We start from the raw sequence: 21,545 nt of genomic DNA on the forward strand, positions 1-21,545 counted from the left end.
TCAGATATTTCAGTCACGCCGGTCCAGCGGCCTCCGATGACTGGCTCAGACCCGCCGCGTTCACGTGGCCTAGTTTATACGCTGAACAGGGGCAATACCACGGCCTGAAGGCCGTGGATACGCGCCGTCACTCAGTGACCCGTCCACCGATACTGACAGGGCGGGATATTCCACAACAGACATCTCCTTTATATTCTCCGTTTCACGCCGTCGGCGATCCGAACGACTCGTAGCCGGCGGTGGCGGTCAGCGACCGGGAGCCACACTTGTTGCACTCCGGGGCTTCGAGGTCGGTGACCTGCTGTACGTGCTGGCAGTCCTCGCAGACGACTTCGCGCATGGCTACATCACTGTCTCAGACCCCCTTGAATGGGGAACGACGTTGCTCGGATTCCGAATAGTTCGAACCGTCCCACCGGGCGATGGGGGGCGCATAATCCGGCGGGAGACGTTCGGAGAGCGCCGTTGCGGGACCCCTCCGAGGACAGGCCACAGAGGCGTGATACGTGACGATATCGGAGCCGTAGGGAGTGATTTTCCGTCGGTAACTCCCGGTTTCGAGCGTCGGGATCCGGAGTGCCGGAACACCGCCGGAGCGCGGTGGTCGCGACGGCGCCGAGCGCGGAGCGAGCGGGAGTACGGTCGGATTTCGGCCGACGGGCCGGCCAGTCGACGGGTCGTTCACCGGAAACGCGGTGTGGGGTCGGACCGGGATCCGAGCGCGGATCTCCGAGGGGAACGTATTTGTGGACCGACACGCAGTGATCGGTAAGCAGATGGCAGTCCTGGACGACCTCTCGGGGTTCGAGTTCGAGGACCTGATGGAGGACGTGTTCCGGAACCTCGGGTACGAGCGGGTGCGCCAGGCAGCGAAGACCGCCGACGAGGGGCGGGACATCCTCATGGAGGAGGTCGTGAACGGGACGCGCCGGGCGGTCGTCGTCGAGTGCAAGCACACGGAGTCGGTCGGGCGGCCGGTCGTCCAGAAGCTCCACTCGGCGATCGCGACGTTCGAGTTCGACGGGCCGAAACGCGGGATGGTCGTCACGACGGGGCGGTTCACGGGACCAGCCGAGGAATACACAGCCGAGCTGGAGCGGACCGGCGACCCCTATCCGATCGAGCTGGTCGACGGAACCGACCTGCGGGAGATCGCCGAGGAGGTCGGGCTGGACCTGTACAACGGCCGGATCGAGATCCTCTGCGACGAGACGCTCCGGCCGTTCGACCCCGCTGGCGGCGTGTACCGGCCCGTCGAGACCGCGCTGCGGGACATCGAGAACCTCGACCCGGCGACGCTGCCGCGGCCCCACGCGGAAGTGACGTTCCGGCCGGTGGTGTCGGTCACCGCCGACGCCGACGCCGTGTTCGAAACCGCCGTCGGGGTGATCCACCGCGTCGACGACCGGACGACCCTCGTCGTCCACGCCGACCGCGGGCACCCGGAGGTCGCGGGCGGGACCGTCGCCCGACTCGTCGAGAACAACTCCCACGCGCGGGTCGAATTGGACGACGACCTGACCGAAGCGTTCGACGCGGTCACCGAGCGACGGTTCGGGCAGACGGAGACCGAGTACAAGGAGTGGACGGTCGACCGCCTGCGCGAGCGGTACGCGACGACGGTCACCTACACCGGCGACAACAACGTGACCTACGAGAAGACCTGCGAGCCGAACCAGTCGGACATCTCGGTCCGCTCCATCGACCCGGTGTACCTGCCGCAGGTCCGTCAGACCGTCGATGCCGGCGAGTACACCTACCCGCTGGAGTACTACGCGGCCGGTCCCTCGCGGGTCACAGTCGAGGACGGGATCCACCGCTGTGTCCACTGCGAGACGGCGGGCGACGACGAGACCTACACCTACTGCGAGAACTGCGGGAGCATCAGCTGTCCGAGCCACACCAGGACCGAGCGCCTGGAGGGCGAGCCGGTGTGTACGGGCTGTGCCGTCACCGAGCGGTTCGCGCTGAAGACCAAGTACTTCTACGACGAGGCCAACCGCGACGCCTTCCGCGAGGAGTACGAGGCCATGCCGGTCCACGAGAAGGCCCGGGAGAACGTGCCGCTGGCCGTCGGCGCCGTCGCGACGGCGCTGCTGGCGCTGGTCGCGCTCGCCGTCTCGGCCGGCCTGGTCTGAGCCGTCGGGGTTCCGACGGCGGGGACGAACCGCCCGCGGCACCTTTTTGGCGGGACCGGGCCACGCTGGGGTATGGACTCGGACCGACCGATCGACTCGCTCGTGGTCCCGGAGTCGGCGATCCGGGAGGCCTGCGGCGAGACGCCGCTGCCGGACCTGGGCGTGATCGAACAGGTCTGGGAGACCGACCCGATACCGACCGGCGAGATCGCCGACAGCGCCGGCGGGGCGTTCGCGTCGCTACCGCTCGACGAGGTGCCCGACGGCGGGGAGGTCGCGCTCGGGGTCGGTAGCCGCGGTATCGCGAACCTCGCCGAGATCGTGGCGGGCGTCGTCGCGGAGGCGCGGGAACGCGGGTACGAACCGTTCGTGTTCCCGGCGATGGGCAGCCACGGCGGCGCGACCGCGGAGGGTCAGCGGGAGATGCTGGCCGAGCTCGGCGTCGACGAGGGGACCGTCGGCTGCGAGGTCCGGTCGAGCATGGACACCGTCGAGGTGGGGCGGACCGCGGACCGTGACGTGCCCGTCGTGGCGGACGCCGGGGCCGTCGCGGCCGACGCCATCGTGCCGATCAACCGGGTCAAGCCCCACACCGACTTCGACGGCCGCGTCGAGAGCGGGCTCTCGAAGATGCTCGTCATCGGCATGGGGAAACAGCGCGGCGCCAAGACCGCCCACGACTGGGCGGTCGACTGGTCGCTGCGGAACATGATCCCCGAGATCACCGAGCGACTGCTCGACGAACTCCCCGTCGTCGGCGGCGTCGCGATCCTGGAGGACCAGCGCGACGACACCGCGCTGCTGGAGGGCGTCCCGCCCGAGGGCTTCCTCGACCGCGAGGCCGAACTGCTCGAACGGGCCTACGACGAGATGCCGACGCTCCCGTTCGACGACATCGACGTGCTCGTCCTCGACCGGCAGGGCAAGGACGTCAGCGGCCAGGGGATGGACACCAACGTCATCGGCCGCCGCCCGTTCGCCATCCAGGAGCCCGAGCCCGACGCGCCCGACATCAAGCGGATCTACACCCGCGGGCTGACCGAGACGACCCACGGCAACGCGATGGGGATGGGGTCCGCCGATTTCGTCCACGCGGACCTCCTCTCGGGGATCGATATGCCGACGACACTCATCAACGCGCTGACGGCGAGCACGACCCGCGGTGTTCGCCTCCCGCCGGCCGTCGAGACCGACCGCGCGGGGCTGATCGCCGCGCTATCGACCATCGGGATCGTCGACCCCGAGGACGTGCGGGTCGTCCGCGCGCCCGATACGATGCATCTCCAGCGGCTGTACGCCTCGCCGGCGCTCGTCGCCGAGGCGCGCGACCGCGACGACCTCCGCGTGGTCGCGGAGCCGTCGCCGATCGAGTTCGACGACGGCGAGTTCGCGGCGCCACCGGCCCGCGAGGCGGCCGCCGACGGGGCAGGAGCGGAGTGAACTCGGGGCCGCCCCTATCCCTCTGCACGGGCCTCGATCGCGTCGAAGACCCGCGACACCGTCCCCTCGCCGAGCGGGGACAGCTCGTAGACCCGGCTGCCGCCGTCGCGGAACTTCCCGACGAGTCCCGCCTCCTCCAGCACGTTGAGGTGGTGATAGAGGTCGTTCTGGCGGCGGTCGAGCGCGTCGGCGAGGTCGCCGCTGGCGACGGTCCCCTCCTGCGAGAGGAGATAGAGGATCGCGAACCGGGTCCTGTCACCCATCGCGTCGAGCCGCTCGACCTCCCGGTCGAAGTCCAGGGAGTCGCCAAGCAACTCCCGCTCGACGCGGTCGTACGCGGCCGGCCGGGTCTCGCCGCCGATCTCTCGTTCGCTCATGGTCGCACCTACCGGCTGCGCCCACTTAGGCTTAACGCGAGTTAAGACAGATCGGTTAGATTGCGGTATAAGTGGCCGCCGCGTGGCGGTACGGACAGGAATGGGCACGCTCGACGCGTATCGGGGAGAGCCGATCCGGGACCGGATCCACGAGTCGCTCCCATACGGCGATCCGTCGGACCCGCTCGTGTTCCTGATGGGGCCGTACCGGCTGCTCGACCCGGACTACCTCTACGACGAGGGCGACTACTCGCTCCCGCCCGACCCGCTCGCCCCCGAGAGCGCGGGAGTCGAACCGGACCGCATCGAGGCGACGCTCCGAACGGTCGCGGAACGGATCTCGGGAGAGACGGACACGACCGCGTTCATCGCGAGTGACGTGGACATCCCGACCCGGACCGAGGTGCAACGGGACGATCTGTCCGAGCCGGGGCTGTCCGTGATCGACCAGTCGGTCGCGTTCGCGAAGGCGAGCGCCGGAAACGCGTTCGTGTTCACGAAGGCGGGGCTCACGACCGGCGTCGGCGCCGAGACGGGCGCCATCCCGGAGTACTTCCGGCTGCGCGACGAGGCTGCGCAGCGCCGCGACCCCCGGACGTTCAAGATACTCTCGGAGGCGGAGCCCTCGGACGACGACAGGCGGACCTACGAGCCGAAGTTCTCCAGCGCGTCGATCAACGAGATGGACGACGCCTACGACATCCGGTTCGGCTACTTCACCTCCCGGGACCACCTCGTCGAGAACCTGGTCGCCTTCGTCGAGTCGTACGTCGAGCCGCTGGCCGACTGACCTCGCCGACCGGCGCCGATCGGCCGTTCTTAGGTAACAATCCGGCCATCCACCCGGCCGGATTGTTACCTAAGACGGTCGCGCCACGGGGGGACGTAGTCGCCAGCGGTGCGGGCACCGACGAGTATCGGCGTCGACCCGCGGAGCACCTGCCCGGGGGACCGAACGAGGGGTCCCGTCGAAGGCGCTCAGGCGACGGCGAACTCGTAGGTCCCGGCGCCGACCGCGACGACCAGCGCGTCCCCCTCCCGCGCGACCGAGGTGACGCCGTCGGGCCGCGAGTCGGTCCCGTCGGCGGACTCGGCCAGCGCGGTCCCGGACTCGCGGACGGTCGCGTCGGCGGCCTCGGGGAGTCGAACCGTCGCCGTCGCAGACCAGGGGACAGTCACCGACAGCGAGTAGCCGTCGTCGGTGCGCTCCCAGGCGCTCGCGAGTTCGCCGTTGGGCGTGTCGACGCTGGCCTCGGCCCACTCCAGGCCGTCGACGAACGCCGGCGCGATCTCGACGTGGTCGGTCACCGGGTCGTCACCGATCCGGAGCCCCGCCAGCGCCTCGTAGAAGAACTCCGAGACGTGGGTGAACGGCGAGTGGTTGAGCGAGTTCATGCCCGACCCGACGCTGTCGTCGGAGTCCCACCGTTCCCACATCGTCGTCGCGCCCTGGCGGTCCATGTACACCCAGCCCGGGCGCTCGGGCTGGCTCACCACCTCGTAGGCCAGATCCGCGTAGCCGTGGGCCGCGAGCGTGTGGATCAGCGGCCGCGTGCCGAGAAAGCCCGTCCGCAGTTTGCCCCCGTCGGCGCGCACCTTCTCCGCGAGGTTGGCGGCGACGCGGTCGACCTCCTCGTCGGGGACGAGACCGAGGAAGAGCGGAACCGCGAACGACGACTGCGTGCCGGGGCCGAACTCGCCCGCGTCGCGGTCGAAAAAGCGGTCGCGGAACGCCGCCGCGACATCCTCGGCCCGGTCGCGGTAGCGCTCGGCGTCGGCGTCGTTGCCGAGCACGCCGGCGATCTTGGCGAACGTCTCGGTCACCTGATAGAGGAAGGCGGTGTTGAACAGGTCGTGGGGGAGGCCGCGGCGGGGCTCGTCGGGGTCGGTATTCTCGAAGGCGAGCCAGTCGCCGTACTTGCCGTACTCGCCGCCGAGGACCCCGTCGTCGGCGACCGCGAGCCAGTAGTCGACGTAGTCGGCCATTCCCTCGTAGTGCTCGCGCAGGACCCCCAGGTCGCCGTCGTGGCGGTAGCAGTACCACGGGAGCATCACGCGGGTGACCGACCACGTCGGGTCAGCGGGGTCCTCCGGCGACTTGTCGGGGATCACGTCGGGGACGTAGCCCATCTCGGAGGCCGCGTCGACGTGGTCCCGTTGCCACTTCTCCTCGAAGCGGACGGCGTCGAAGTTGAAGAGGAGCGCCCGCGTGGATATCTGGGCGTCGCCGGTCCAGCCGAACCGCTCGTCGCGCTGGGGACAGTCCTCGGGGATCCCGTGGGTGTTGCCCCGCAGGCCCCAGACGGCGTTGTGCTGGACGCCCGCGAGGTCCTCGTTCGAGCAGTCGAAGGTCCCGCGGCGGTCCATCGCCGTGTGGACGACCTTCGCGGTCACGTCCGCGGGGCTCAGTTCGCCCGGATACCCCGACACCTGCGCGTAGCGGAACCCGTGGTAGGTAAAGCGGGGTTCGTAGGTCTCGCGGTCCGCGCCGCGGGCGAGGTAGGTGTCGGTCGCGTCGGCGCTGCGGAGGTCGGTCGTCGAGAGGTCGCCCCCCTCGGTCAGCGCCTCGGCGTGGCGGACCGTGATCTCGTCGCCGGCGTCGGCGCCCTCGACGGCGAGTTCGACCCAGCCGGTGAGGTTCTGTCCGAAGTCGAGGATCGGTCCCTCCGGGTGCTCGTGGACAATCTCGGGCTCGAACGTCTCGACGACGCGCATCGGCTCGACGCGCTGGGGACGAAGCGTACCGCCCGGCGCGTCGACGACGGCGGCGGGGTCCCAGTCGGCGTCGCCGTTTCCGTCGTCGCCGTCCGACTTCGGAGCGGCCCACCCCGGCCGTTCGCGCCGGGCGTCGTAGGTCTCCCCGTCGTAGATGTCGTTCCCGACGATGGGACTCTCCGCCGCACCCCAGTCCGGACCGGTGGCGATCCGGCGGGTCCGGCCGTCCGCGAACTCGACGGTGAGGACCGCGCGGGCGCGGGGCGACCCGTCCGCGACCCAGTGGGCGCTGCGCTTGGCGAACCAGCCGCGGCCGAGCCAGATCCCCAGCGCGTTCTCGCCCGCGGTCAGCCGGTCGGTCACGTCGTGGGTCACGTAAGGGACGCGGGACTCGTAGTCGGTCCAGACGGGGTCGAGCCGGCGGTCGCCGACGCGCTCGCCGTTGCAGTACAGCTCGCCGTAGCCGACGGCGGCGACGTGGACCCGCGCCGATGCGACCTCGCCGTCGAGGTCGAACTCCCGGCGGACCAGCGGCGAGGCGGCGGCCATCCGCGACTCGGCGACGCCGTTCACGAGGTGCTCGCGGCCCCAGGCCTCGGTCTCGACGCTCGACGAGGCGGTCACGTCGCCGCCCCGGGCGAGGTCGCCCCCGTCCGGCCCCTCGACGGCGAGCCCCGCGAGCGCGAAACAGGCCCACTCGTCGTGGGATTCGACGCGTCGGTCGGGCCCGTCTGCGGAGGACGGGTCCCCCGACGCGGGCGTCACGGCGGGGAGGTCGGTCGCGGTGACGCGGACGTACCGGCCGCGCGCGCCGCCGACGTCGTGGGTCCGCGTGCGGACCGCCCGCTCGGGCTGGCCGTCCGGCGGGTCGCCGCCACCCGACTCGCCGCCGGGGGCCGAGTCGGCCGACACCTCGGCGACGACGGTCGCCGTCTCGAAGTCGGGGTCGTCGGCGACCTCGACGCGGTAGGTCTCCGGGAAGCCGAACCCGACGAGCGGGTCGTCGTCCCAGGAGGTCGTCACCGCGTAGTCGTCGGGCGTCCGCACGACGGTGACCGGGTCGGCGGGGTGGAGTTCGATCCCGGCGATCTCGCGTCGCTCCCCGAGGTCGACCTGGACCCACGGGTCGGCCCCATCGTCCGCACCGCCCGTGTCGGAGTCGGCGGCCGCGTCTGGGTCGGCGGTCGCGTCGGTGTCGGCGGTCGTGTCGGGGTCTGCGGTCGCGTCGGGGTCACGCCACCGGCTACGCCAGCCGTTCGTGTCGCCCTCGCCGGGCTGGTGGGTGATCCACTCGCCGCGCCAGTCCTCGGGTGCCAGCGCAGTCGCGAACTCCGCGGGGTCGGCCCACGGCGATTCGCCCGCGTCGGTCCACAGCTTCACCGACCAGTAGTAGGTCGCGTCCGCAGCGAGGTCGGGACCGCCGTACGCGATGTTCGTCGCGCGCTCCGAGTCGACGCGCCCGGAGTCCCACAGGTCGCCGCGGCCGGCCGCGACCCGCTCGCGGTCGCGCCCGACCACGACCCGGTGAGCGGTCTGACGCGCGCCGCGGCGGTCGGTCGTGACCCGCCAGCCGAACCGAGGCGAGTCCGTCGGGTCGACGTTGCCCGGCGCCCGCTCGTACTCGACGGTCAGGGCCGTCGGCGCCGGCGCAGTCCGGTCGTCCGCTGTGTCGTGCATGGGCTGTGGCGCGCGGCCAGCCACGTAAAGCGTCGGGACCCGGTACCCGTCGCCGACTGCTCCGCGGATCGACCCGGACCCCGCTCGCGCCACGACGGACCGAGCGATTCAACCGCGTCGCGTCCGTAGCCCGCACAATGACCGAACGCACGTACCGGTGCTCGAGCTGTCTCGACAGCACCGTCACCCGGGGGTTCGACGTGTCCCACCTCTCGGTGACCTGCGCGGACTGCGGCGAGTTCGCCCGGTTCGTCAACGACGACGTGTTCGAGCAGTACCGCGCCTTCGAAGACTCGCCGCCGGAGCACCTCGACTGGGACCGACTCGACCGCGCCGAGAAGTTCCTCGTCAGCGACCGGGTCGTCCGCGAGGGCCGGTCGATCGAGGACTTCGGGATCACCGAAGCGTAGGACCCGAGCAGGCGTCGGACTCGCCGCGGGCGCCCGCTTTTCGAGTCCACCGGGACGGGCCGACGGACCGATCGGAGAGTCTTATGTAACAAACCGGCGCTTCCGGCCGCAAATCGTTACATAAGACCGCGGCGCGAGCCACTCCGACCGGCGCCGAGGGGGAGCGTTTTCCCGCCCGGCCCCGTACTCGCTCGCATGGACGACGACCGACCGGCCGCGCGGATCGGCGCCGCGTTGCGCGAGCGCGGGGAGACGCTCGCCGTCGCCGAGTCCTGTACCGGCGGGCTGCTCGGGTCGACGATCACGGGCGTCGCCGGGTCGAGCGACTACTTCGTCGGCGGCGTCATCTCCTACACGGAGCGGACGAAACGGCAGTTGCTCGCGGTCTCCCGGGAGAGCCTGGGGCGCCACGGCGCGGTGAGCGAGCCGGTCGCGAGCGCGATGGCCCGGCACATCCGCGACGAGACCGGCGCCGACTGGGGCGTCTCGACGACCGGCTACGCGGGCCCGACCGGCGGCGACACCGACACGCCGGTCGGCACCGTCTACATCGGCATCGCGCACGCCGGCAGCGACGGCCGCGACCCCTACGCGACCGTCGAGCACCACCGCTTCGAGGGCGACCGCGCGGCCGTCAAAGAGCGCATCGTCGAGCAGGCACTGCGGTCGGCGCTGTCGGAGATCGAGTCGGTGGCGTAGTCCCGCCGCGACTCCTTCGGTCGCCTCCCGGTCGGGCTACTTGCCGCGAGGACTCCGCCCTCACGGCTCGCCGCCGCTTGACGCCTCGGCGCCACAGCCCTCGACGACGGCCTTCCTCGGGACCACTTCGATCGTCGTCTCCGAGCCGATCCCCGTTCCGCCGTCGACCGCCTCGACGCGGAGGATCACGTCCTCGGGGTTCGCACAGCCGCAGTTGACGAACTCCTCCCACTCGTCGCCGACGGAGACCGGGCCCGCGTGGGCCCACCGGAGGTACCGTCGGTACGTGTGTTCCGTCATATTCTCTTGGAGCCACTCGCTGTCGGCGACCCACCACCCCTCGTCCTCGTCGGGGTCGGTCTCCGGCGACCGGAACGAGACCACGACCCGGTCGGCCTGGTCCTCGACCGTCGACGGGTCGGTCCTGTTGACGGTTCGCTGTTTGGTCGTGTCCATCAGTCTCCGGCCTCCACCGAGATCTGGCGCGTGGTGTCGCCCGAGGTTGCAGCAGTCGATTCGAGCCACGCTTCCGCGTCCAGCGCAGCCATACTGCCCGTCCCGGCAGCGGTCACCGCCTGCTGGTAGTCGCGGTCCATCACGTCGCCTGCAGCGAAGACGCCGTCGACGGCGGTCGCCGTCGTCGCCCAGCCGTCGGCGTCAGCCGTCCGGACGTAGCCGTCGTCGTCAAGTTCGACGGCCGTCTCCCGCAGGAAGTCGGTGTTGGGCTCGTGGCCGATGGCGTAGAACACGCCGCCGACGTCGACCTTCTCGACTGCGACGTCCTCGCCGGCCTCGTACTTCTCGCCCGGGTACCCGTCGGGGTGGGAGACGAGCGTGGCGCCGGTCACGCCGTCCGCTTGCGAACCCCGGATCGCTTCGAGTTCCGTGTTCCAGGCGAACTCGACGTCGCCGTGGTCGCGGGCCCGGTCGGCCATGATTTCCGAGGCGCGGAGCTCCTCGCGCCGGTGGACGACCGTCACGGAGTCGGCGAACTTCGCGAGGAACAGCGCCTCCTCCATCGCGCTGTCCCCGCCGCCGACGACGAGGACGTCGTCGCCGCGGTGGAACGCGCCGTCACAGGTCGCGCACGTCGAGAGTCCGTACCCCATCAGCTCGTCCTCGCCGTCGGCGCCGACCCAGCGAGCGCTCGCGCCGGTCGCGACGACCAGCGCGCGGGTCCGGAGCGTCTCGCCGGTCGACAGCGACAGCTCGAACGGCTGTCCGTCGAGGTCGGCGGCTTCGATACTACCGTGTCGGAACTCGGCGCCGAACTGCTCGGCCTGTTCTCTCCCGCGCCGTATCAGCTCCATGCCGCCGACGCCCTCGGGGAACCCGAGGTAGTTCTCGACGTCGGTCGTGAGCGTCAGCTGGCCGCCGGGCTCGTCGCCCTCCAGCACGAGCGGGGCGAGGTCGGCCCGGGAAGCGTAGACGGCCGCCGAGAGGCCGGCGACCCCGGATCCGGCGACGACGAGGTCCCGTCGTTCCTCGGTCATTTACTCGGTGTACCTCCCGACCAGGGACCGCAACTGATCTTCGCCCTGCACCCCGACGATCTCCTCTACCTGCTCGCCGTCGGCGAACAGGACCAGCGTCGGGACGCCCCGGACACCGTAGGACTGTGCGAGTTGCTGGTTGGCGTCGACGTCGACCTTCGCGACGGTCGCGTCGGTCTCCGCGGCCAGCGTCTCGACGACCGGTTCGAGCATCTTGCAGGGGCCACACCAGTCGGCGTAGAAGTCCACGAGGACGACCTCGTTTTCAGCAACGACTTCGTCGAGATGGGCTTCGCCATCAACGTGGAGCGGTTCGTTCGCAGGCCCGGTGTCGGTATCGGTCGCAGTATCAGTTGCCATCACCATACCGTACGCACCAGCGCCAGTTAAGAGCTTTGGGTTATATTTACAATACTAACCAATATGAGTCGAAACCAGGATTCCGAGAGGTGGTACGAACGGCCGGCGCAGATCAGCTCATCGGTGAGCGGACCGGAGATCCACGCAGAGAAACAACGGCGTTAGCTTTCGGCGGGCGGAGCCGAGGTCTCGGACTGCTCGTACTTGGTTTCGAACTCCTGGATGAGCTGGCCCATCTTCGCGTACCAGTCGTTGAGCATCCGCTGCATATCGTCGGCGATCTGCGACGGGTCCGCCGGCGAGTAGACGTGGTAGTAGCCGCCCTGGTCGTAGTTGACCTGGTCTTTCTCGATGAACCCGGCCTGGAGCAGGCGCTGGACGCCGCGGTACGCGGTCGAGCGTTCGCGGTCGACGGATTCGGCGATCTCGTCGACGGTCAGCGGTTCTTCGGCCTCGACGAGCGCCCGGAAGCACTCCTTGTCCAGTTCCTTGAGCCCGTGGAAACACTCCAGCAGCCCCTCGCACTCCATGTCTCGGCGGAGTTGTTCGGACATCGAATCTGGCATCGGTATCACGTCTCCGTAGACACCCTGCTGTTAAAAGATTTGTGCATAGAACGCACAAATGCACGCACAGGCCGTCTGGATATCTGCACATGGAGTTGGCCGCTTCGGGGCCGGCCCCGAGACGCCCGGTCCGCCTGGAGAGGTCGAGGATCGACTTCACGAACACGAGACGGCGAACGACCCGATCACGTGGGACGATTCGACGTCGAGGAGTCCATCTCAGGACGGGACGACGGGACGCCCGGGTCCGACAGCCGGCCCGGTTGCGAACACCGAAGGACGTGGGGCGAGAATAGCCCGGGGCGTTCGCGGATTCCGGTCGGGGTCAGTCGCCGTGCTCGGTGATGTCGGCGTTCAGTTTAGTAAGAGGAACCCGGCGGCGTACGCGAGTGCGAACGAGAGGCCGAACGACCCGGCCCACGCCCCCACCGTCAGGATGATTTTTCGGGCATCCACAGCCTCCCGACCCCCGACTGCCGCGCCGCTCCCGATGATGGCGCTGACGACGATCTCGTTGAACGAGACCGGGACGCCCAGAAGGACTGCCAGCTGCGCGATCAGGAACGACGGCACGAGCGCCGAGATGGAGCGTCGCGGCCCGAGCGACGAGTAGTCCCGGGCGAGCGACTTGATCATCCGCGGCGCGCCCGTCCACGAGCCGACGAGCATCCCCAGACCGCCGCCGACGAGCACGGCGAACGTCGATACCGCCTCCACCTCGTCGAGTAGCGGCAACAACGGCCCGACGGCGAGGCCGACCTGACTCCCGCCCGCGGAGAACGCGACGAGCGCTCCCAGCGCCAGTAGTACCCGACGCAAGCCGCCGCGTTCGTCGCGACTGACGTCCCACCAGACGACGACCGCCACGGCCAGCGCCGCGAGGCCGGTGATCCCGACCGCCGACGCGAGTCCGTCGGCTGCCAGCGCCCGCTGCCCGAGCCCGCGGACGGTTCCCGACGTGCTCCCCTCGCCCAGGAAGCCGAACCGGACGTTCACGAGGACTGCCCCGACGAGGCCGGCGAGGACGGGAACGCTGTACCGTTCGGGGACGTCTGGACGCGGGAGGAGACTCGCGATGGTGAACGCGACCCCGCCGCCGACGAAGGGGGTCAGCACCCAGACGGCGGCGATCTGCTGGTACTTCGACCAGGCTGGGGTCCCGCCGAGCGCCAGGCCGACGCCGATGACGGCGCCGGTCACGGTGAACGCCGTCGCGATCGGATAGCCGGTCGTGATGCCGACCGCCATCAGCCCCGCGCCCAGCACGAGCACGAGGATGACGCCAGCGATCGGCAGGCTGATGCCGCCGACGAGGCCGCTCCCGACGGCTTCCGAGACGTTGCCGCCCTGGGTGACGGCGCCGGCGAAGCCGAAGATGCCGACGAGGAACGCGGCCCGCATCGTCGTGATAGCGTTCGCGCCGACAGCGGGCGCGAACGGCGTTGCACCACTCGACCCGGCGCCGATCACCCACGCCATGAACAGGCTGGCGAGCGCTGCACCGGCGAAGAGTGCGATGAGAGCGGGGTCCATGGAAGCGGGTTAGTCCGCGCCCGTCGCGGCGGTGCCCGGAGTCTGACTGCGGCTCCGCCAGTAGCCCTGGGCGTACGCGCCGAGGAACATCCCCGCGAGCGCCCAGAGGATGGTGACGTTGCCGACCCCGAGGCTCGCGTACGCCGCGCCCGGGCAGATACCCGAGAGGCCCCAGCCGACGCCGAAGACGGCGCCGCCGACCAGGACGTTCCGGTCGAAGGGCTTCAGGCGGCGCTCGTAGGGATCGCCCGTGAGCGGCGCTGCGTCCCGGATGCGGGGCAACAGCGCGAACGCGACCCCGGAGACGATGGCGGCCCCGAACATCACGAACGGGAGGCCCAGATCCTCGAACTGGAGGAAGTTCAGCACGACCTCCGGGCGCGCCATGTGGCTGAACCCGAGCCCGAACCCGAAGACGAGGCCGCCGACGAAGACCAGCGGCTCGAACAGCGGGTGGCGGTCGCTCATGGGTTCACCCCCAGCGCAGCGACGACCTGTGCGGTGCCGATGGCCACGGTCAGGAACGTCACAACGCCGACCAGCGACGTCTTCGACGCCGAGCCGACGCCGCAGACGCCGTGGCCGGACGTACAGCCCTTGCCGATCCGGGTGCCGATACCGACCAGGATGCCGCCGACGAACAGCCGCCACGGCTGGACGTCGGTCGTCCACAGCGTCACGCCGGCGACCTCGTACAGTTGGCCGGTCGTTCCGGGTTCGTACAGCGAACTCGTGACCAGACCGGACTGAAACGTCGCCGCGAATGCTAGCCCGCCCAGCACGATGCCGGCTGTGAACACGAGCCGCCAGTCCCGGGAGGCGACGTACTGCTGGAACCGCGACTGGTCGGAAACGTACGACAGCGTCGACTCCAGGAACGTACTGGCGCCGGCCGGGACGCCCGTCCCGACGTAGATCAGGACGGTCCCGAGGCCGACGAGCAGGCCGCCGACGGCGTACCGACTGATCCCGTCGGGGAACAGGTCGGCGGCCGCCTGGAGGGGGACTGGGTCAGTGACCATCGGCGTCGTCAGTCACCCGCGAGGGAGTCCCGGCTGGCGGCGCAGTTGTTCGGCCCGAGCTCCAGCGTGAACGCCTCCTCGTCGTCGACGGCGTTCTGCCCGAGGTTCGTCGCGATGATGTCCTCGTAGTTGGCCGGCCGCGGCGGCATGTCCGAGAGGATCAGCTCGACGAAGTCGTCCTCGTCCAGCGTCAACGCGTCCATCTCCGCGACGAGCTCGCCGATGGGCGCGGTGTAGGTGCCGTCGGCGGCGGGCTCGGCGGCGTCGCTGAAGTGAGCACCACCGATGAGCGTGTCATCGGGGAGCGTCAGGACGCGCTCCTGCAGGGACTCGTAGAGCATCCGGGCGGCGTCGGGCGCGCCCTCGTCGCCCTCTTCGAGGTCGGGACGGGCGACGCTCTCGACGAACAGCCCGTCGCCGGTCGCGAGCAGGCTGTCGTCGACGAGGTACGAGGTCATCCCGGTCGTGTGGCCGGGCGTGTAAACGGTCTCGATGGTGGCGTCGCCGACCTCGAAGGTATCGCCGTCCGCGGCCGTCGTCAGCTCGTCCGCGTCCTGTCGAGCCTGCGAGGCAGGACTCGCAGAACTTCGTTCCGCGGCGTACGTAACGCCGCGATCGACGGCGGCCTCGGGGATAACGCCCTCGACGCCTTCAGTGTCGAGGTCGCGCAGGCCCGAGATGTGGTCGGCGTGGATGTGCGTGTCGAGCGCGTACTGTAGGTCGACACCGAGTTCGTCGGCGTCGTCGAGGTAGCGGTCGGTGAACGCCCGCAGCGGGTCGATGACCGCGGCTTCGCCGCCGTCGTACAGCAGGTAGCCGAGACAACCCGAGGAGGGCCGCTGGTACTGGACGAGTGTGCCCGCGCCGTCGTAGCGGTCGACCTCGACGGCCTCGTAGATGCTCGCCCAGCCGTTCATGCCGTCCTCGAGGTGATCCACATCGTAACCCCGCTCCGCGAGCGTGCCCGCGACGAACTCGCTGGCCCCGCCCTTCGCGCACAGGACGGTCACCTCGCGGTCGTCGGGGATCCGCCCGAGGACGTCTTCGTCGATGTCGTCATCGAGGAACTCGAAGTACGGGACGTTGATCGACGTGACGTTCCTGCCGTCGATGCGCCACTCCTCGTAATCCGATCGCATCCGCGCGTCGAGGAGTGTGACGTCCCCGCCGGCGTCGATGCTGTCCTTCAGTGTCTCCGGATCGACGGATTCCACGTCGACGGCCGGAGTCGGGAAGTCGTCGGCGTTCATGTTGTGCAGTCGCTTCTACCGGATGGACGCACAAAAGGATTTGCATAGTAATTCTAATTCTAGACAATACTGTATCTGAAAAACCGCCTCTGATATAGTATCACCGGCGCATATATCGTTTTAGAGGGTCTTACTGGATTTTGTCGATTTCTAGTAGTTTGTAATCTCCACAAGGATCAACAATCTTTTATTCGGGTGGAGGGTATTGTGCGATAGCTCCAATACAGACTAACGGAGCGGATACCCAATGAGCGCTGAATTCGACATCACGGAGACGCTCGACGTCAGAGGCGCATCGTGTCCCATGCCAGTGGTGAAGACGAAGTCCGCGATCGACGCCCTCGCCGAAGGTGAGGTCCTCGAAGTGCTGGCGACTGATCCGGGGAGCACGAGCGACATCGACGGCTGGGCGTCCGGGACTGACGGCGTCGAGCTCGTCGAACAGGAGGAGGGCGACGACGTGTATAGACACTACGTCCGGAAGACGGAGTGACGATGAGCACGGACACATCCGACGAGGCGGCCGACGAAGCCCTCGTGGCGACCGACGGCGATGTCCCGACGCGCGCGGCGCTGGCCGCGCGCGTCGACGAACTGGAAGACGCGCTCGCCGAGGCGACCGGCGAGGACGACGGCAAGAAGATGAGCATCATCGCGACGAAGGGGACGCTGGACATGGCGTACCCGCCGCTCATCCTCGCCAGCACGGCCGCAGCCTTCGACTACGAGGTGACCGTCTTCCACACGTTCTGGGGACTGGATATCCTCCACGAGGAGCGCTCCAAGGACCTCAAGCTGAGCTCCGTCGGCAATCCCAATATGCCGGTTCCGAACGCCGTCGCCGCGCTGCCCGGCATGGATCGCGTGACGACGAAGCTGATGGAGAAGCGGATCGCCGACAACGACACGGCCACCGTCGAGGAACTCATCGAGACCAGCCTCGACATGGGCGTGGAGTTCCAGGCCTGTCAGATGACCATCGACCTGATGGACTACGACGAAGACGACTTCTACGACGGCGTCACCACGGGAGTCGGCGCGGCGACTGCTCTCCAGGACATGGCTGACGCCGACATTCAGCTCCTCGTCTGACCCGCTGGCGAAACGTCGGAGGAGCGGCCGCTCCGCGCCGTCGACCCCCGATTGGGCACGCCCACAGTCACTCCCTCGTCGGGGACCCAGACTCGACCGACTCGTCCGCCCGCAGACACGCAGCAGGATGGCTGTCACCTCCGTCCACCGCCCTTTCGCTCCCCTCCTCTCCCCCGCCGCCAGTCGGTTCGAGCGCGGGGTCGTCGCGCTCGCAGACGCTCTCGAAGGCGTCGAGCCGGTCGGCCGCCTCGTCGGTTCGACCGGCCGCGACCGCGTCGACCGCCTCGGCGAGGAGCCGCTCGGCCTCGTCGCCGGACAGCCGGTCGGGGACGCCGAACGCCTCGCGGACGGCTGTCGGGTCGTCGAACTCGCCGGCGGCCACGTCGCCGCGCTCGACGGCGAGCCGGAGGTCGAGCACCGCGCGGAACGCGCCCTCCCGGAAGTCGAACTCCTCGGGCGGGATCACGCGGTGGCACCGCGGGTGGAACGAGCAGCCCGCGGGCGGGTTCGACGGGTCGGGCACGTCGCCGGTCAGTTCGACCGCCTCGTCGCGGGCGTCCGGGTCCGGCTCCGGTTCGGGGATGGCCGACAGCAACGCCTCGGTGTAGGGGTGGCGCGGGTCGTCGAACAGCGCCTCGGTCGGCCCGCGCTCGACCACCTCGCCGAGGTACATGACGCAGACGCGGTCGCAGACCTGGCGGACGACCCCCAGGTCGTGGCTGATGAGCACCATCGCGAGGCCCAGGTCCGCCTGCAGGTCGTCGAGCAGCGAGAGGATCTCCGCCTGGACGCTCACGTCCAGCGCGCTCACGGGCTCGTCGACGACCAGCAGGTCGGGGTCGAGCACGAGCGCCCGGGCGAGGGCGATCCGCTGTTTCTGCCCGCCGGAGAACTCGTGGGGGTAGCGGTCGGCGTCGGCCGCCGTCAGTCCGACGCGTTCGAGCGTGTCGACGACGATCTCCCGGCGGCGGTCGGCGTCGCGCAGGCCGTGGATCGCGAGCGGTTCGGCGACCGACTCGCCGACGGTGAGCCGGGGATCGAACGCCGAGTTGGGGTCCTGGAAGACGACCTGGGCGCGCCGGCGGAAGCGGTCGCGCTCGTCGCCGGACAGCTCCGCGACCGGCCGGCCGTCGAAGCGCACCTCGCCGCCGGTCGGTTCTTCGAGGCCCAGCAGCGTCGTCGCGGTCGTTGACTTGCCGCAACCCGACTCCCCGACGAGCCCGACCGTCTCGCCCGCGCGCACATCGAAGCTCACGCCGTCGACGGCCTCGACGTGGCCGGTCACTCGCCGGAGCAGCCCCGACCGGACCGGGTAGTGCTTTTCGAGGTCCCGGACTTCGAGGAGCGGCGCGTCAGTCATCGCTCACCCCCAGCTCCGCGGGGAGCACGTGGTCGTCCCCGTACAGCACGCAGGAGACCTCGTGGTCGGTCGCACCCGCATCGGTGTCCCCCTCCGGACCTCCCGGTCCTCCGCTGTCGGTGTCGGCACGGTCTCCGTCGACGGCCCGGAACGCGGGCTGGTCGCCCCCGACGCAGTCGTCGAGCGCGTGCGGACAGCGCGGGTGGAACCGACAACCGTCGGGCGGGTCAGTCGGCTCCGGGATCGACCCGCCGATCGTCTCGAACCCCTCGCCGCGGCCGGGGAGACAGGCGAGCAGCGCCCGCGTGTACGGATGCGCCGGGTCGTCGAACAGCTCGTGGACGCCGGCCGTCTCCATCACCTTCCCGGCGTACATGACGACGACGCGGTCGGCGATCTCCGCGACGACGCCCAGGTCGTGGGTGACGAACAACAGCGCCATCCCGCGCTCGTCCTGCAGGTCCGCGAGCAGCTCCAGCACCTGGCGCTGGATGGTCACGTCGAGCGCCGTCGTCGGCTCGTCGGCGATCAGCAGGTCGGGGTCGGGAGCGAGCGCCATCGCGACGACCGCTCGCTGTTTCATCCCGCCGGAGAACTGGTGGGGGTAGTCGTCGAAGCGCGCCTCGGCCTCGCCGATCCCGACGCGGTCCAGCAGCGCGACGGCCTCCTCCCGGGCGGCCGCCTTCGACACGTCCCGGTGGATGCGGATCGCCTCGACGACCTGTTCGCCCACGGTGTAGACGGGGTCCAGAGCGTCCTGCGGGTTCTGGAAGACGTGGCCGATCCGCCCGCCGCGGTAGGACTCGAGTTCCGACGCCGAGCAGTCGGTGAGGTCGGTCCCGTCGAAGCGGATCTCGCCGTCGATCGCGGCGGAGTCGGGGAGCAGCCGGGTGATCGACTCGCAGGCGACGGTCTTGCCCGACCCGGACTCGCCGACGAGACACGCCGTCTCGCCCCCGTGCACGTCGAAGTCGACGCCGTCGACCGCGCGGACGACGCCGTCGGCGGTCCCGAAGCGGACCCGCAGGTCGCGGACGTCGAGGAGCGGGTCCGCCATCTACCGCACCTCCTCCCGCGGGTCGAGCACGTCGCGGACCGTGTCGCCGAAGACGTTGAACGCGACGACCAGCCCCACCAGCAGGAGGACGGCGGGAACCGAGGTCCACCACTGGACGTGCCAGGGCATATGTCGGCCCTCCAAGCTGACCCGGAGGAGTTCGCCGAACGAGGCCGGCCGCGTCGAGTTGAGCGCGAGGTACGCGAGGCCGACCTGCGCGAGCACGAGCAGGGGGATCCGCCGCGTGAGCGCGGTGACGATGGTGGCCGTCGAGTTCGGGACGACGTGGCGGCGGATGACGTGGAGGTCGCTCGCGCCCGCCGCCCTCGCGGCGCGGACGTACCCCTCGCTCCGCCGCTGCATCGCCTCGCCGCGGACGAGGCGGGCGATCCCGCCCCAGTCGAGCAGGCCGAACACGAGCACGAACGCGAACGCGCCGCCGTCGGAGACGCCCTCGACGTTGCCGAAAAACAGCGTCGCGAGGACGATGTAGACGACGATCGCGGGGATCGTCTGCTGGACGTCGACGTAGCGCATCAGCAGGTCGTCGACCCAGCCGCCGTAGTAACCGGCGACCGTCCCGACCGTCGTCGCGATGACGGCCATCACTACCGCGGTCGCGACGCCGACCTTGACCGCGACGTGCATCCCGCCGACCAGTCCCTCGATGACGTTCTCGCCGATGTAGTTCGTCCCGAGCGGGTACTGCCAGGTCCCCCGACAGACGCCGTCGACGACCGAGCCGACGCAGGAGTAGCCGTCGGCCGCGCTCGCGTTCACGCCGGCGAACACCGGCGGCTGGAGCCGCGCGTCCAGTTTCGCGTAGGTGAACTGGAACAGCTCCGGGCCGAGCACGCCGAGCAGGCCGAACGCGAGGAGGTAGCCGAGCGCGAGGACGCCCGCCGGTCGGTCGAGAAACGCCCGGACGTGGCGGGCCGTCCGCTCGCGGTCGGCCACGAGCGGCACGAGGACGTACCGCGCGAGGACGACTAACGCGGCGACGACCAGCCAGCCCGACCGGTTCACGTCCCACTCGAGGAAGGGGATCGTCTTCTCGGGCGCGACGACGAGATCGTAGGCGAGCAGTCCTGCGACCGCGAGCAGTGCGAGCGCGAACCCGGCCGTCCGCGCGGACGGCCGACGCCGACCGGACGCCGCCGCGTCCCAGTCGACCCGCGCGAACTCCGGAGGGTCGGGATCGCTGGAGGGCATGCCCGCCCATGGCACAGCCGCCCAAATCAAACTTTATACCGTGCGATGACAAAACACGGCACGACCGATGGTCACGCCACCGCCCGCCCGCGACGGTTCCGCACGCGCTCGGCGCTCTGCTGCCGGTCTGTCCGCCCCCGCGGTGCTCTCGGGGGAGGTGCGGGTCCGATGAGCTACCACCGGTATCTCCTCCGGCGCGCCGCGTTCGCCGTCCTGTCGGCGTATCTGGTGGTGACGATTACCTTCTTCGTGATCGCGAGCACTGTCAGGCTGCGGCTGCAACAGCGGCTCGCGTTCGCGGAGTGGGCCGGGGCGACCGAGCGGGAACTCGAAGCGATCCGGTCGGGGTTCGTCGCCGCGCGGGACCTCGACACGCCGATGCACGAACGGTACGTCGGCTGGCTGGTCGACGTGACGACGCTCGACTGGGGGTACTCCTTCGCCTACCGCCAGCCGGTGATCGCCGTCCTCGACGGCCGCGTCCAGGCGACGCTCGGCTACGTCGTCCCCGGCGTCGTCCTCGCCGTCCTCGCGGGGGTGCTCCTGGGGCTGTTCGCCGCGCTCGCGAAGGACGGCGCCTTCGACTGGTCGGTCCGACTGGTCGCCTACGCGCTGTTCGGCGTCCCCGTGTTCATGTTCGTGATCTACCTCCGGTACCTCTCCGGGGAGGGGATCATCCCCGTCGGCCTCGGCCGCTGGGCGCTCGCGACGACCGCCGTCGCCGCGAGCCTCCTCGCGGGACAGGTCCGGTTCGCCCGCGCGGCGGCGCTCGAACAGACCGGGCGGGCCTTCGTGAAGATGCTCCGCGCCAAGGGCGCCGACCGCCTCCGGCTCGCGAGACACGTGCTCCGGAACGCGGCCATCCCGATCGTCTCGCTGTCGATGACGGAACTGCTGGCCGTCCTCGTGTTGAACATCTACATCATCGAGGCGGTCGTCGGTATCCCCGGACTAGCCGAGGCGAGCCTGCGCGCTATCCGCGAGAGCGACACCGCCCTCGTTATCTGGACGACTTTGGTCGTTGTCTTCATCGGGATCACAGGCAACTTCCTCCAGGACGTGCTCTACGGCTCGCTCGACCCGCGGGTCCGCGCCGAGACCGAACGGCAGTGATTCTGTCGTGCGAGTCCGTGCCCGGACCGGA

At 69.8% G+C, this 21,545-nt stretch carries 22 protein-coding genes; 8 read left to right on the forward strand and 14 right to left on the reverse strand.

The features are described from left to right. Positions 1-202 precede the first annotated feature (202 nt). A complete protein-coding gene (locus ACMGFI_RS20705) occupies positions 203-340 on the reverse strand; it encodes a hypothetical protein (protein ID WP_436912230.1) in 138 nt (45 codons plus the stop codon). Between the two features lie 436 nt (positions 341-776). Here ACMGFI_RS20705 and ACMGFI_RS20710 point away from each other — a divergent pair, with 436 nt between their 5' ends. Beyond that, a complete protein-coding gene (locus ACMGFI_RS20710; RefSeq protein ID WP_436912231.1) occupies positions 777-2,138 on the forward strand; it encodes a restriction endonuclease in 1,362 nt (453 codons plus the stop codon). A gap of 72 nt (positions 2,139-2,210) precedes the next feature. Further along, positions 2,211-3,578 carry a nickel pincer cofactor-dependent isomerase, group 22 gene (locus ACMGFI_RS20715; protein ID WP_436912233.1) on the forward strand — a complete coding sequence of 456 codons (1,368 nt, stop codon included), beginning with the start codon at positions 2,211-2,213 and terminating at the stop codon, positions 3,576-3,578. A 14-nt stretch (positions 3,579-3,592) separates the two neighbouring features. Here the strand turns inward: ACMGFI_RS20715 and ACMGFI_RS20720 are convergent, their stop codons facing one another. Then, on the reverse strand, positions 3,593-3,955 hold the full coding sequence (locus tag ACMGFI_RS20720) for an ArsR/SmtB family transcription factor (protein WP_436912234.1): 363 nt from the start codon (positions 3,953-3,955) through the stop codon (positions 3,593-3,595). Between the two features lie 100 nt (positions 3,956-4,055). On the opposite strand from ACMGFI_RS20720, the gene ACMGFI_RS20725 reads away from it, so the two are divergent. After that, complete coding sequence (locus tag ACMGFI_RS20725; protein ID WP_436912236.1) at positions 4,056-4,745, forward strand: DUF7509 family protein; 690 nt, start codon at positions 4,056-4,058, stop codon at positions 4,743-4,745. 188 nt (positions 4,746-4,933) lie between these two features. On the opposite strand, the gene ACMGFI_RS20730 is transcribed toward ACMGFI_RS20725, so the two are convergent. Beyond that, positions 4,934-8,347 (reverse strand): alpha-L-rhamnosidase, encoded by a 3,414-nt coding sequence (locus ACMGFI_RS20730; protein ID WP_436912238.1) that lies wholly within the window; start codon positions 8,345-8,347, stop codon positions 4,934-4,936. Positions 8,348-8,484: 137 nt separating this feature from the next. Here ACMGFI_RS20730 and ACMGFI_RS20735 point away from each other — a divergent pair, with 137 nt between their 5' ends. Next, positions 8,485-8,757: a hypothetical protein gene (locus ACMGFI_RS20735; RefSeq protein ID WP_436912240.1), complete on the forward strand. Its 273-nt coding sequence runs from the start codon at positions 8,485-8,487 to the stop codon at positions 8,755-8,757. A gap of 195 nt (positions 8,758-8,952) precedes the next feature. Next, positions 8,953-9,456: a CinA family protein gene (locus ACMGFI_RS20740; RefSeq protein WP_436912241.1), complete on the forward strand. Its 504-nt coding sequence runs from the start codon at positions 8,953-8,955 to the stop codon at positions 9,454-9,456. A 60-nt stretch (positions 9,457-9,516) separates the two neighbouring features. Here ACMGFI_RS20740 and ACMGFI_RS20745 read toward each other — a convergent pair whose 3' ends face one another. The 8 genes from ACMGFI_RS20745 to ACMGFI_RS20780 form a co-directional block, all read right to left on the reverse strand. Continuing rightward, the gene (locus tag ACMGFI_RS20745) at positions 9,517-9,912 is read right to left on the reverse strand and encodes a DUF7968 family protein (RefSeq protein ID WP_436912243.1); all 396 of its coding nucleotides are present in this window, start codon (positions 9,910-9,912) and stop codon (positions 9,517-9,519) included. Next, complete coding sequence (locus ACMGFI_RS20750; protein ID WP_436912244.1) at positions 9,912-10,949, reverse strand: NAD(P)/FAD-dependent oxidoreductase; 1,038 nt, start codon at positions 10,947-10,949, stop codon at positions 9,912-9,914. The genes ACMGFI_RS20745 and ACMGFI_RS20750 overlap by 1 nt, the downstream gene beginning before the upstream one ends. Then, complete coding sequence (trxA, locus tag ACMGFI_RS20755; protein ID WP_436912245.1) at positions 10,950-11,309, reverse strand: thioredoxin; 360 nt, start codon at positions 11,307-11,309, stop codon at positions 10,950-10,952. A gap of 161 nt (positions 11,310-11,470) precedes the next feature. Beyond that, entirely contained in the window at positions 11,471-11,875 is a 405-nt protein-coding gene (locus tag ACMGFI_RS20760; protein ID WP_436912247.1) for a helix-turn-helix domain-containing protein, read from the reverse strand. Positions 11,876-12,229: 354 nt separating this feature from the next. Further along, a complete protein-coding gene (locus ACMGFI_RS20765) occupies positions 12,230-13,408 on the reverse strand; it encodes an inorganic phosphate transporter (protein WP_436912249.1) in 1,179 nt (392 codons plus the stop codon). A 9-nt stretch (positions 13,409-13,417) separates the two neighbouring features. Then, positions 13,418-13,876, reverse strand: a complete 459-nt coding sequence (locus ACMGFI_RS20770; RefSeq protein WP_436912251.1) for a YeeE/YedE family protein — start codon at positions 13,874-13,876, stop codon at positions 13,418-13,420. Continuing rightward, positions 13,873-14,430 (reverse strand): YeeE/YedE family protein, encoded by a 558-nt coding sequence (locus ACMGFI_RS20775; RefSeq protein WP_436912253.1) that lies wholly within the window; start codon positions 14,428-14,430, stop codon positions 13,873-13,875. Before ACMGFI_RS20775 ends, ACMGFI_RS20770 begins: the two co-directional genes overlap by 4 nt. Before the next feature lie 8 nt (positions 14,431-14,438). After that, a complete protein-coding gene (locus ACMGFI_RS20780) occupies positions 14,439-15,680 on the reverse strand; it encodes an MBL fold metallo-hydrolase (protein WP_436912255.1) in 1,242 nt (413 codons plus the stop codon). Positions 15,681-15,927: 247 nt separating this feature from the next. Between ACMGFI_RS20780 and ACMGFI_RS20785 the strand changes: the two genes are divergently transcribed. Continuing rightward, on the forward strand, positions 15,928-16,173 hold the full coding sequence (locus ACMGFI_RS20785) for a sulfurtransferase TusA family protein (RefSeq protein ID WP_436912256.1): 246 nt from the start codon (positions 15,928-15,930) through the stop codon (positions 16,171-16,173). A 2-nt stretch (positions 16,174-16,175) separates the two neighbouring features. Then, positions 16,176-16,772, forward strand: coding sequence for a DsrE/DsrF/DrsH-like family protein (locus tag ACMGFI_RS20790; RefSeq protein WP_436912257.1), 597 nt, complete (start codon positions 16,176-16,178; stop codon positions 16,770-16,772). A 67-nt stretch (positions 16,773-16,839) separates the two neighbouring features. Here ACMGFI_RS20790 and ACMGFI_RS20795 read toward each other — a convergent pair whose 3' ends face one another. Genes ACMGFI_RS20795 through ACMGFI_RS20805 form a run of 3 tightly spaced genes read right to left on the reverse strand, consistent with a single transcriptional unit; the run spans position 16,840 to position 20,401 of the window. Next, positions 16,840-18,132, reverse strand: coding sequence for an ABC transporter ATP-binding protein (locus tag ACMGFI_RS20795; protein ID WP_436912259.1), 1,293 nt, complete (start codon positions 18,130-18,132; stop codon positions 16,840-16,842). Continuing rightward, complete coding sequence (locus ACMGFI_RS20800; protein WP_436912261.1) at positions 18,125-19,189, reverse strand: ABC transporter ATP-binding protein; 1,065 nt, start codon at positions 19,187-19,189, stop codon at positions 18,125-18,127. The genes ACMGFI_RS20795 and ACMGFI_RS20800 overlap by 8 nt, the downstream gene beginning before the upstream one ends. Beyond that, positions 19,190-20,401: an ABC transporter permease gene (locus ACMGFI_RS20805; protein ID WP_436912264.1), complete on the reverse strand. Its 1,212-nt coding sequence runs from the start codon at positions 20,399-20,401 to the stop codon at positions 19,190-19,192. 168 nt (positions 20,402-20,569) lie between these two features. On the opposite strand from ACMGFI_RS20805, the gene ACMGFI_RS20810 reads away from it, so the two are divergent. Then, a complete protein-coding gene (locus ACMGFI_RS20810; protein ID WP_436912265.1) occupies positions 20,570-21,514 on the forward strand; it encodes an ABC transporter permease in 945 nt (314 codons plus the stop codon). The last annotated feature ends 31 nt before the right edge of the window (positions 21,515-21,545 follow it).

Origin of the sequence: Halosimplex marinum, from assembly GCF_051414075.1 — an archaeon.
GTDB classification, from domain to species: domain Archaea; phylum Halobacteriota; class Halobacteria; order Halobacteriales; family Haloarculaceae; genus Halosimplex; species Halosimplex marinum.